11 protein-coding genes are annotated in these 11,824 nt (G+C 40.3%); all 11 read right to left on the reverse strand.

The genetic code is table 11. From position 1 onward, the window contains the following. Positions 1 to 71: 71 nt before the first annotated feature. Entirely contained in the window at positions 72 to 494 is a 423-nt protein-coding gene (locus PP181_RS17425) for a Fur family transcriptional regulator (RefSeq protein WP_015361364.1), read from the reverse strand. Next, a complete protein-coding gene (locus PP181_RS17430; RefSeq protein WP_116216549.1) occupies positions 487 to 1,128 on the reverse strand; it encodes a cation diffusion facilitator family transporter in 642 nt (213 codons plus the stop codon). Before PP181_RS17430 ends, PP181_RS17425 begins: the two co-directional genes overlap by 8 nt. Before the next feature lie 6 nt (positions 1,129 to 1,134). Beyond that, positions 1,135 to 2,325, reverse strand: a complete 1,191-nt coding sequence (locus tag PP181_RS17435) for an efflux RND transporter periplasmic adaptor subunit (protein ID WP_272638035.1) — start codon at positions 2,323 to 2,325, stop codon at positions 1,135 to 1,137. Positions 2,326 to 2,370: 45 nt separating this feature from the next. Further along, positions 2,371 to 6,792: a CusA/CzcA family heavy metal efflux RND transporter gene (locus tag PP181_RS17440; RefSeq protein WP_127139842.1), complete on the reverse strand. Its 4,422-nt coding sequence runs from the start codon at positions 6,790 to 6,792 to the stop codon at positions 2,371 to 2,373. Positions 6,793 to 6,911: 119 nt separating this feature from the next. Further along, the gene (locus PP181_RS17715; protein ID WP_313790239.1) at positions 6,912 to 7,220 is read right to left on the reverse strand and encodes a DUF6660 family protein; all 309 of its coding nucleotides are present in this window, start codon (positions 7,218 to 7,220) and stop codon (positions 6,912 to 6,914) included. A gap of 47 nt (positions 7,221 to 7,267) precedes the next feature. After that, a complete protein-coding gene (locus tag PP181_RS17445) occupies positions 7,268 to 8,998 on the reverse strand; it encodes an efflux RND transporter periplasmic adaptor subunit (protein ID WP_163627706.1) in 1,731 nt (576 codons plus the stop codon). Positions 8,999 to 9,008: 10 nt separating this feature from the next. Next, entirely contained in the window at positions 9,009 to 9,800 is a 792-nt protein-coding gene (locus PP181_RS17450) for a cation diffusion facilitator family transporter (protein WP_206513104.1), read from the reverse strand. A gap of 6 nt (positions 9,801 to 9,806) precedes the next feature. Beyond that, complete coding sequence (locus PP181_RS17455) at positions 9,807 to 10,295, reverse strand: DUF305 domain-containing protein (protein ID WP_127139838.1); 489 nt, start codon at positions 10,293 to 10,295, stop codon at positions 9,807 to 9,809. A 25-nt stretch (positions 10,296 to 10,320) separates the two neighbouring features. Next, positions 10,321 to 11,028 (reverse strand): PepSY domain-containing protein, encoded by a 708-nt coding sequence (locus tag PP181_RS17460; protein ID WP_127139837.1) that lies wholly within the window; start codon positions 11,026 to 11,028, stop codon positions 10,321 to 10,323. Between the two features lies 1 nt (position 11,029). Further along, positions 11,030 to 11,614 (reverse strand): DUF2911 domain-containing protein, encoded by a 585-nt coding sequence (locus tag PP181_RS17465; RefSeq protein ID WP_127139836.1) that lies wholly within the window; start codon positions 11,612 to 11,614, stop codon positions 11,030 to 11,032. A 19-nt stretch (positions 11,615 to 11,633) separates the two neighbouring features. Continuing rightward, positions 11,634 to 11,824 (reverse strand): hypothetical protein (locus PP181_RS17470; RefSeq protein WP_272638036.1); only part of this gene is annotated, 191 nt, incomplete at its 5' end.

The following is an 11,824-nucleotide window of genomic DNA, read 5'->3' on the forward strand; positions in this document are numbered from 1 at the left end:
GAAGGGCAGTCCATTTTAGTTATTATAAAAGTGCTTTTTTTCAAAATCAATCTAATTTGTTCGTTTGTTTATTAAAGTAAATTACTGCTGCATTTTTCGCATATTCCCGTAACCACGAGATTAACATCCTCTGCCAAATATCCATCTGGCAAATTGATATGCGGGATTTTTTGTTCCGTTAAACAAACTGTTTCGTCACAGTTAGTGCAATGAAAATGTAAATGCAAATCCTGTTCTATTTCACAATTACAGCCTTCTTCACAAAGTGCGTATTTAGAGATTCCAGTTCCGTCATCTATGTGATGCACCACGTTTTTTTCTTCAAACGTTTTTAGGGTTCGGTACAATGTGGTTCTATCCGCTTTTGCGAAAGCATTCTCAATATCAGTCAGGGCGATGGCGGCATCCCTATCGGCCATATACTTATAAATCAAGATGCGCATTGCGGTGGGACGCACGTTATGGTCATTTAATGTTTTTTCAATTTCAGTCATTTTGTGCGGTGTTATAATTGATATTTTTAGCTTTATTGTAGGCTTCATAGCCTTCTTTTGCAGCGTACGGAACGATAAGTAATGCCGCCACAGGATCTGCCCACCACCAGCCTAACCAGTTGACCAATAGCAATCCTATAAGTACGACCACGGTTTGGTATAAGCAAATAAAGGTGTCTTTAGCATCAGCCAGCAAGGCTGGACTGTCTAATTTCTTTCCATACTTTCTTTTGAAATAGATCAGGATAGGATTTACAACCAGGGAAACCAATAATATAATCAGTCCCATCGTGCTCCAGTTTGCGGTTTCTTTATTTATAAGCTTTGTAATGGAATCGTAGGAAATGAAAATACAGATGAGCGTAAAGGAAACTGCAATTACGTTTAACGTGATTTTTTGTCTTCGTTTTACTTTTTCTTCATCGATACCTTTAATCTCGCCGTGTAGTCGCCAGCCTAATGTTCCCGCACTAACCACTTCAATCGTGCTGTCCAATCCCCAACCTATCAGAGCCGAACTATTTGCCGTAAATCCAGCAATAAGCGAGACCGCAACTTCAATAACATCGTAGATGACGTTCCAAATCTGTAAGGTTCTTGCTACTTTTAAGTTTTTCTTTCTTTTTTCTTTCATTCCATTTTAATCATCGTCACCAAGTTCCCCTTTTTTCATCTCTCCCATAAGGTAATAGGCATTATTAAAGGCAAAATGAGTATTTGGGTCTGGGGTTTCAAAAAAACGTATGGCTATCCAGTCACCATCCTTCTCGCCCGTAGTGACTTCTACTGGTATAAAACTCCAAGTGTTGCCTTCCCTTTGCGCTTTAAACACATAATCCCTACCACCTTCTGTAATAATGGCACTTTCTGGTAATGCGGTTTCAGCGGTTTCATCGTTATCAACTTCAATCCTACCTTTAATGTACATTCCTGAGATAAGACCACCACCTTTGTTCTCAATTTCTGCGTGTACGTGCACCGCTTTAGGATCTTGCTCGAAGGTTTTTCCTACTGAATAAATTTCGGCAACGAGTTCCGTTCCTGGTCTTGATTGAACGCTAAATCGTACTTGTTGACCTTTTTTTACCCTATCAACATCTTTTTCGAAAACCATTAAATCTGCGTGTACGTGGTCTGTATCTACTATTTCCATTAGGTTGGTCTGTGGCTCCACATATTGTCCAGTTTTTATAAAAACTTTTTCTACAACCCCTGCAATGGGACTGCGCAATGCAACACGCTGGTAGATAGTGCCATTGCGCACGCCATTCACATTGATGTTGTACTGTCGCAATTGTGCTTCCAGCCCGTTTACCATTGCGGTAGATGACTGATAGTCTGCCGTTGCCTTTTGGAAATTCATACCAGATGCCACACCAGCTTCATAAAGCCTTTTTTGACGTTCGTATTCTTGTTTTAAAAACCGACTGTTGCTGTGTGCATTTAAGTAATCGCTCTGTATCTGTATGATGCTGGGATGTGAGAGATAGGCAACCGCTTGATTTTTTTTCACTTCATCACCTTCTATTACTTCTATGGATGCCACATTTGCTCCTGTTATGGCGGTAATGGATGCTTCGTTTTGGGGTGGTACTTCCAGCGTGCCATTTGTTTCTACATAACCGCTCATATAACGTTGTGAGAGCGTGTCAATTTCCATCTGTAAGGCTTCAAACTGCTGTGCCGTGAGCATTACTTCCTTAGCTTCGCCTTCCATATTATCTTCTTCATCTTCCCCTTCAGAGTGATTTTCTTCTGTTTCAGAATGGGTGGCTTCATCGTGGCCATCTTCAGTTTTTGACTCGCCACAGCTGAATAATGTCAATGCCATAAGCATTGTGGTAATCGGTATATATTTTAATTTTTTCATCTTTTTTTAGTTTTGGAAATATTGTAGTTTAAACAAGGCTTCTAAATAATTATCGAGTGCGTCCAGTGCATCCATTTCGGTCTGTATGGCATCACGTATAATTTGCGTGAATGCTGCATAATCAAGCGCACCTTCTTTGTAGGCGAGCAATGCGCCTTTGCGCTGGTCTATGGCAAGTGGCAGAGCTTCGGTTTTATAGAAAAACCAAGTATCTCGCCATCGTGTATAATTTTGCTGTGCTTGTGTATATTGGGATTGCAGCTCGCGTTGTTTGAATGCGGCATTGGTTTCTGCAATCTGTGCATCCAGTTTAGCAGCTTTTGCGCGGCTGCGGTCTGGGCCAGAAAACAGCGGTATGGAAATCCCTGCCTGATAGGTGTAGAAACCACTATCGCCATTTACACGTTGCAGGCCACCTTGCAGATTAAACTGGGGCAGTAAGCTTGCCCTTGCTGCATCATAGCTTGCTTGTGCTTCGTCTATACGCTTTCGCGAAAGCGATAACTCGGGATGTTCATCCAATGTATCATCAGTCTCTAACACCGAAATTTCGGTAGCTTCAAATTCATCAGCTACGGTGTACATCGTATCTGGTGTCAACCAAAGATTGAGTTTTTGTAATGCGATTAAATAATCTGTTTCTGCCTGCTGAAACCTGTTGGTTATCTGTAACGCTTGATTGCGCGCAGCAGCATATTCCAGTCTCGAAATGGCTTCGACTTCAAAATTGAGTTCTACAGATTGTGCAAATTGACCATAAATGCTGTCCAGTTCTCGATAAAGAACAAATTTCTTCTTTGCCTGAAAAGCTTCTGACCAGGCTTTTTTGACTTCCAGTTCTATCTGGATTTCAGATAGGTCAAAAGCTGTTTCGGCTAACTGGATGCGTTGTTGTTGCAAGCGTTTTTTGGCACCTATTCCCAATAGATCAATATTTTGTTGACCGATACCTATCAAGGTATAAATGCCCTGACCATCTGCCACTTCTTCGCCACCTGTAAATACTTTAGTATTACCGAAGTCATAGGCATTGCCCGTGAGTGCGCTCTGTCTTTCTATTTCGAGTTGGCTCGTCTTGAGTGCTGGATAATTCTCTTTGGCAATTTCTACAGCCCGAGATAAGGTAATGGGTGTAATGCTATCCTGAACAATGAGGTCTGGCACAGGTGCTTGTGTTTGTTGCGCTTTCGCCAAAGCGGTACCACCTAACATAAAACCAAGTATTAAAATCGTGGTCAATGCTTGCGGATTAAACGAACCAATCTTGTTCTGGTCTTTGCGCTCACGTCGCTTTTCTATAAAGATATAGAGTACAGGAAGTACTATCAACGTGAGTAGGGTGGCCGTAAGCATCCCACCAATAACTACCGTAGCGAGCGGTTGTTGCACCTCTGCACCGGCTGATGTGGAAAATGCCATAGGTAAAAACCCAAAAATATCTGTGGTAGCCGTGAGCATAATGGGGCGAATACGTTCTTTAGTCCCTTGAAATATTCTATCCTTTATGCTTGTAACACCTTCTTCCTTTAAAGAATTAAATCGGTTAATAAGTACCAGCCCGTTAAGAACTGCGACACCAAATAGCACAATAAATCCTACACCTGCCGAAATACTAAATGGCATATCTCGAAGCCATAAAGCAAACACACCACCAATGGCCGCCAAGGGTATCGCGATGTAAATCATTAGCGATTGTGAAAAGGATTTTAAGGCAAAGTATAACAGTACAAATATCAAGAACAGGGCGATGGGCACAACAATTGTTAAACGATCCTTAGCGCTTTGTAGGTTTTCAAACTCTCCACCATAGGTAATATAATATCCTGATGGCAAGTCCAGTTCTTCATCTAACTTTTGTTGTATATCTTTTACAACAGACTCCACATCTCTGCCTCGTGCATTTACACCTACATAGGTTCTTCTATACGTATTGTCACGTGAGATTTGCATAGGTCCAGGCACGTATTCAATCTCTGCTATTTCAATAATGGGTACCTGGCTTCCATCCTTAAGATCGATGTACATCGTGCGCAGGTCATCAATACTTTTTCTATGGCTTTCATCAAATCGTACCACCAGATCAAATCGTTTCTCGCCTTCAAAAATGACGCCAGCGGTACCACCTGCAAAAGCAGTACTTATGTAATCATTTACTTTTTGAATATCCAGTCCATATTGCGCCATTTTATCTCGTCTGAACTTTACGGTCATTTGTGGTAGTCCAGCTGTACGTTCTGCACTCACATCGCCCGCGCCAGGAACGGTCTTTATAATAGCTGCCATTTCCTGAACCTTGTCTGATAACACCTCTAAATCTTCGCCATATAGCTTTACTGCAATATCCTCTCTTACGCCTTCTAAAAGCTCATTAAATCTTAATTCGACCGGTTGGGTAAATGATAAATTAACCCCGACGAGTTCATCATCCAGTTTATCCCTTATGGCTTCAATCAAACCTTCTTTAGTAGAAGCAGTTGTCCACTCGTCCATATCCTTATTGAGAATGATGTACATATCTGCAATATCCATAGGCATAGGATCTGTAGGTATATCTGCCACACCTATACGTGCTGTTACCGTTTTAATTTCAGGAAAATTTTCTAATAGGATAGTTTCTATTTTCTTTGAAACTTCAATGGATTCTGTGAGCGAGCTTCCTGGTCTTATAAACGCCTGCATTGCTATATCTCCTTCATCGAGCTGCGGCACAAATTCTCCACCCATATTAGAAAATATAAAACCAGCAATAATAAGTAGAACAGCAGAAGATGATAACACGATAAGCTTAAGCCGCAGTGCACCTTTTAATAATGGCTTATAAGCACTATGTATAGCACCAATAATTTTATCACTTATCTTTTCAAGCCAACGCTCAAATTTGCCAAACCAGCTTTTGGTGTTTTGAACTGGTTTCATAAAAAGCGCAGACATCATTGGGACATAGGTAAGACACAGAATAATTGCACCTATCATAGCAAAACCAAAGGTGTATGCCATCGGTTTGAACATTTTACCTTCTACACCTGTAAGGAAAAGTATAGGTGTAAAAACTATAAGGATAATGATCTGCCCGAAAAAAGCAGAACCCATCATCGTGGTTCCGGCATCATAGGCTACTTTATCCATTACGCCTTGATTGAATTTTAGCTTTCCAGACCTAATCCGTTTTTGGATCTCATACACCGTTCCTTCTATAATAATCACGGCACCATCTATAATAATCCCAAAGTCTATAGCTCCCAAGCTCATTAAGTTTGCCCATACATTAAATTGCTTCATTAATATAAAGGCAAAAAGCAAGGACAACGGTATGGTCGTGGCCGTTATGATGCCACCTCTTAAACTACCCAACAATAAAACAAGGGCAAATATCACGATTAGGGCGCCTTCCAGTAAATTGGTTTTAACGGTATCGGTCGTTCTGGCAATTAGCTCACTACGATCAATGATAGGGGCGATAGTGAGACCTTCTGGCAGGGATTTTTCAATTTCTGCCATACGATTCTTAACATTTTGGATAACCGCATTAGGGTTTGAACCTTTTAGCATCATTATTATTCCTCCCACGGCTTCCTTACCGTCTTGCGTAAAAGCACCATAACGTACCTGATTCCCAAAATGGACGCGTGTTGCAACATCTCCAATAGTTACGGGAATGTTGCCCTCGTTAATAATCGAAATATCTTTAATGTCTTCCAAAGAGCGAATAAGACCTTCACCTCTTATGAAATTTGACATTTTATTTTTTTCTATGTAAGCACCGCCTGTATTCACATTGTTCCGAGCGAGAGCCTCATACACTTGTGAAATACTAATACCCAAACTATTCAACTTATCTGGGTTGACAGCGACCTCGTACTGTTTAATACTGCCTCCATAAGAGTTGACCTCTACCACGCCTTCCAGTAATGTGAGTTGTCGTTTGATAACCCAATCTTGCACGGTGCGCAGTTCCATAGGCGAATACTTGTTTTCAAAACCCTCCTCTGGCTTTATAGTGTATTCATAGATTTGACCTAAACCAGTAGAGATGGGACCCATAGATGGACTTCCAAATTTTTCAGGGATAGATTCGCCCAGTTCGTTTAGTTTTTCCTGTACCAGCTGTCGAGGAAGATAGGTTCCCATATCGTCTTCAAAAACGATAGTAACTACGGAAAGGCCAAAGCGTGAGATAGATCTTATTTCTGTAACGCCTGGTAAATTACCCATAGATAGTTCTACGGGATAGGTTACGAACTGTTCAATATCTTCCGTTCCCAGATTGGGCGATTGCGTGATGACCTGCACCTGATTATTGGTAATATCTGGGACAGACCCAAGGTTTACTGTTGCCATTGACCAAATGCCAACTCCTATAAGAGTCAACGTGAACAGACCAATGATGAATTTGTTATTGATTGAAAAATCAATGATTCTGTTAATCATAGATTAATGTATTAATTCAGTTAAAAAACGAGTTTGCGTTTTCGCGTAGCAAAAACATAGTTGAGCATTCCCATTAGGAAAACTTCAAAAAAGGATATAGTTATCCTATGAAAACTGAATTATGCCCGAGGTGGCTGAAAAAGGGAATGGGGAATATCTTTGCCAAGGTCATCGAAATGGGCAAAGAATTCTTGAGGAATAGCAGGCTGTAGCGGTTGAAATGCAACAAGCCCAAAATTTATCGTGTGAACGTGACAACAATGACATTGACAGAAAGGCGAGCATAACTCACAGTCTTGGTCGTGGTCGCCATCAATATCAATTACTGTAACAACTTGGGTATCATCGGCACTATTTGTCGCATCGCTACAAGGCTCTACATTGAGTGCCAAGAAATAAAACGATAAAATGATTGCTACAACTTTCACAATGCAAAGATAAAAATATTTTGGTGCAACTGTGTTGCAAATGATTTTTACAACGAATCAATCACACTTCCGCAAGTCAACATTGCATCGCCATAGTATGGATTTCTTATTTCTTCTTCCATACTTAACCATACCGCACCTTTATTGTTATTTGCCATAGGGCATTTCTGAATGTAATAATTTGTCGAGTTTTCTATGCTCATTGCAATAGGCACGATATTCTCGTTTAGAATGACGAAGTGAGCGCGCTGGTTTTCCAGATTATCATTGTTTGCAATGGCATCCAGCATCTCAATACTTTTGGTTAAATGTTGTTTTTCCATCGTACCTAAATCATCAGTCGATATTGCTTTTAATTTTTCTGATGTCGCTTTCGCGAAAGCGGAAACTTGACTTGCATCGCTTGCTACAAGGGCATCTTTCATTTTGAGATATGATGGTAATGCTTTGTCGAAATCAGAACTAAACGCATTACTGAAACTCATTTCCATATCACCCATCATAGCCGATTCATCCTGCATCATCTGCTGATTCATCATTGATTTTTTACCCTGTAATTGTGCTGCTGCATCTACCGTAAACGTTCCATTGGTAACAATTTCATCGCCGTTATCTAATCCAGCCGATAATTGGTAAGTTTCGCCAGAGCGATTGCCCAAGGTTACTTCGCGCATTTCAAATACAGGCTCGTTAGGATTGGTTTTTACATATACCAATGAGCGCTCGCCCGTCCATAGTACAGCACTTGCAGGAACAGAAAGTGTATTTTCCATAGTTTGTGTTGCCCCTTCAACCTTACCTGTAACAAACATTCCTGGCTTAAATAGGTCTTCTCTATTTTGAAGCGTTGCCCGCACCGTTACCGTTCGTGTCGAATTATTTAGAACAGGGTCAATAAAAGAAATTGTTCCTTCAAATTCTTTGTTTGGAAAGGCGTTAGTCGTGATATTGATTTTTTGCCCAACGTTGAATTGTGCTATTTGATTTTCATAGGCATCAAATTCTGCCCAAACCGAATTGAGGTTGCTCAACTTTAAAATAGGCTGTCCTTGATTTACATAATCGCCCTGTGCTGCCATTACTTCTGAAACCGTTCCGGAAACCGTTGCATAAATCCGGAAATTCTCACGTACCGTTCCACTTTCTTCTATGGCATTGATTTGCGTATCTGATAGTTTCCAGTTTTTGAGCTTGCTGCGAACAGCTTTGTATAAAGCAGGTTGCGATTCCTTAAGCGATGCTGCGGTAATCAATTCCTGTTGTGCCGCTACAAGGTCCGGTGCGTAAATGGTTGCCAATAACTGACCACGATTTACTTGCTGACCTTCATAGTTAACGTTGAGTTGTTCTATCCTACCTTTGAAATAGCTGGATTGTACGGTATTGTTTTCTTCGTTTGCCGCTATTTTTCCCGAAAGGGATATCATCCCATCATCATCGCCAGCTTTTGCATTTCCTACAATAGTAGTCTGGATATTTGCTAACGCCATTGCGTTTTCAGTCATTTTTATCTCGTTTGCAGCGAGACCATCTGCACCAGCTTCAGCAGGGATTAAGTCCATTCCACATATTGGGCAATCACCAGCTTCGGGTTGCATAATCTGTGGGTGCATAGAGCACGTCCACATCTGTTCTGCGCTCTCGCCAGAGTGGTCGTGGTCGGACATATCAGACGTATCCTTATTTGCTGCATTGTCTGAGCTATTTCCAAAAATGAGCCAGCCTGCGCCCAAACCTATGATAACGGCTATTACTATATATAAAATGTTCTTTTTCATATTCATAATTTTATTTTCCTAATTTCAAAATATTAAGAGCGCCACGGACAACTACTATAAAAACGATTGCGCCTACAATCAAATCAGGCAATCGTGAGCCAGTCCATAGTACCAAAACCCCAGCAACAATAACCCCGGAGTTAATGATAACATCATTTGATGTGAAAATCATACTGGCCTGCATATGGGCTTCCTTACTTTTAGATTTTTGAAGAAGAAATAGACATAGCCCGTTGGCCAATAGCGCCAATATTGAGACTATAATCATTGTTTTAAAATCCGGAACTTCGGTTGGATTTATAAACCTTCTCACTATTTCTACAATTCCTATAACCGCAAGAAGTATCTGAAAATAACCGGCAGTGGTCGCTATTCTTTTTTTAAGTAGTTGGGAACCGCCTACTGCAAAAAGACTTAAACCATATACAAATGAATCTGCCAGCATATCCAGACTGTCTGCAACAAGCCCCATTGATTTTGAAATCAATCCTGTAGTCATTTCAATGACAAAAAACATAAAATTGATAATCAAAACTGACCACAGTAGCCTACTCTGGTTGCTTGCTTCTTCCGCAATTACTTCATCGGTTGGTTCTGAGGAAATCAATTCTTCATTAAACTTCAGGTCTGCAATGGCTTCCTGAATTTCTTCCAAGTTGCCATTATGGAAAACCGTAAGTTTTCTGTTGGGAATATCGAAATCCAATTTTGAAATTCGACCAACTGAATCCAACTTCATCCGAATCATAGATTCCTCAGAAGGACAATCCATTCTCACTATTTTGAATATTGATTTATCCACTTTGTTTTACTCGTTTTCTAAACGCTCAATCATCGCCTTCATTTCAGCAATTTCCCTACGTTGCGCTTTAATGATTTCTTCAGCCAATTTTTTGACTTCAGGGTCTTCAATATCTGCTCGTTCACTTGTTAAAATTGCAATGGAATGGTGTGGTATCATTGCTTTCATCCAAAGTACATCGCCCACGGTGGATTTTTGGTCGCGTACCAGTCCCAATGCACCTACAAAGAGAACGATACTTCCCAAGACTATGGCAATATTCTTTTTTTTGTTTTGATACATACCGCGCATTGCTACAAACATTATAATGGCCATGGCAGCGATACCGAGACAGACCATATAGAAACGCGTAAGGCTGAACCATACATGGTCCCATTCATAGGTGTTTAAATACATTGTAATATACATTGCTACAAAAGAGCAAGCGAGCATCGCTACAAAACGTGTGTAATGATTTTTTGATTTTCCTGAATTTGTGTGTTCGTTTGCATCCATAATTTTTGGTTTTATTTGTTACCAATTATTTAATTTTCTTTTTCAGTTTTCTGATTGATGGGGAACTGATATACCATAAAACGAAACCGCTTAAGACGGTTATCAATCCCAAAAGTGAAAATGCCCTTAACAACAATGTGTTGAAATTATCCCTTCCCTGATAATCCATTGTATGGGTCATCCAAAGAAAATCAAACCAGCGCCAATCCCTGTGTCTCACCGTTTGAAAAGCGCCATTTTCAACCGCCACATAGGCTTTTAAATTTTGTGGTGTCTCATACGAGATTTCATAAGCTGGAAGTGGGCGACCGCGATATTCGTGATGTGGCCCTACAGAATCGACTAATTGAATTTGTACTATTTCCAAATCGTTCAACATATACCTACTTGCAACTTGTTGTGCCTCTTTTTTAGAAATTCCATTTTTCCTTTGCCCCGTTTTTGCATTATAAAGCCGTGCTTCATTAATCCAATAGTAAGGTTCATTTGCTATTTCCAGTAGTTCCAAAGATTGGACGGGTTCTTTTATGGCCAGTTGGGATGTGCCGAGCAAATTATCAAAAGAGGTCTGCACAGGTGCCGCTTTCTTAAAATGGTCGCCGTGTATCTCGTCAATGTCCGTCCAGCTGAAATACATCCCGCTAATTGTCCACATCAAAAACTGAACACCTAAAAAAACACCCAAATAGCGGTGTGCTTTTCTAATCCATTTCGCTGTTTTTCTGTTCACCATTTTACTTTATTTCAAAAGGAAATCCAATCGTGACTTTTTCCCAACCCATTGAGATTTTTCCTGAAGTCTCTGTTGTTTTGTTTACTTTATACTCTAAATGTTCCTTGATTTTTTCGGAAATTTTAGGTGTTACTTTAAATCGTAATACATCATCATTTTCAGTATAGTCGTCCTTACCGTGTTGGTTCCAATTCCTGTTGAAAATGACAGTCCATTCTTCTTCATTCGGAATTACAAAAAATCCATATTTCCCGGCTTTCAATACCTTGCCGTCAATTTCTAAATCCTTATTTGTTTCCAACCAAGTAGCCATATGGGCACCAGCCTGCCAGACTTGGTCGTACGCCAACAGTCCACCGAAAATAATTCTATCCCTTACGCCTGGCGACGAATAATCTATATGGATATGAGCATCACCTATCATCGCCATTGCCGATGTATGTGGACTTAGGGTTTTTTTGTTCTCAGATTTAGGTTCACTCTGGGTATGATCGTGTTCTGTCTCTATTTTGGGATTGTTCTTTTCTTCGTTTTTACAACCGATGACAACAACTACCAATAGGATTATCAAAATTTTATATTTCATAAGTATTCAATTAGTTGGATTATATGTTTTTACTTTTTAGACGTAATGAGTTGGCAATTACCGAAACCGAACTAAAGCTCATTGCCAAGGCCGCAATCATTGGCGATAAGAGTATTCCGAAAAACGGGTACAGTAGTCCTGCTGCAATAGGGATACCCAGCGTGTTATAAATCATTGCAAAAAAGAGGTTTTGTTTGATATTGCGCATTA

This window comes from Maribacter sp. PR66, assembly GCF_028464205.1.
GTDB classification, from domain to species: Bacteria; Bacteroidota; Bacteroidia; order Flavobacteriales; family Flavobacteriaceae; genus Maribacter; species Maribacter flavus.

Bases quoted from the DNA above. Each gene is read 5' to 3' on its own strand.
- PP181_RS17445 (WP_163627706.1), bottom strand. From the start codon at position 8,998: ATGAAAAAGAACATTTTATATATAGTAATAGCCGTTATCATAGGTTTG.
- PP181_RS17465 (WP_127139836.1), bottom strand. From the start codon at position 11,614: ATGAAATATAAAATTTTGATAATCCTATTGGTAGTTGTTGTCATCGGT.
- PP181_RS17430 (WP_116216549.1), bottom strand. From the start codon at position 1,128: ATGAAAGAAAAAAGAAAGAAAAACTTAAAAGTAGCAAGAACCTTACAG.
- PP181_RS17440 (WP_127139842.1), bottom strand. From the start codon at position 6,792: ATGATTAACAGAATCATTGATTTTTCAATCAATAACAAATTCATCATT.
- PP181_RS17455 (WP_127139838.1), bottom strand. From the start codon at position 10,295: ATGGATGCAAACGAACACACAAATTCAGGAAAATCAAAAAATCATTAC.
- PP181_RS17460 (WP_127139837.1), bottom strand. From the start codon at position 11,028: ATGGTGAACAGAAAAACAGCGAAATGGATTAGAAAAGCACACCGCTAT.
- PP181_RS17425 (WP_015361364.1), bottom strand. From the start codon at position 494: ATGACTGAAATTGAAAAAACATTAAATGACCATAACGTGCGTCCCACC.
- PP181_RS17435 (WP_272638035.1), bottom strand. From the start codon at position 2,325: ATGGCATTGACATTATTCAGCTGTGGCGAGTCAAAAACTGAAGATGGC.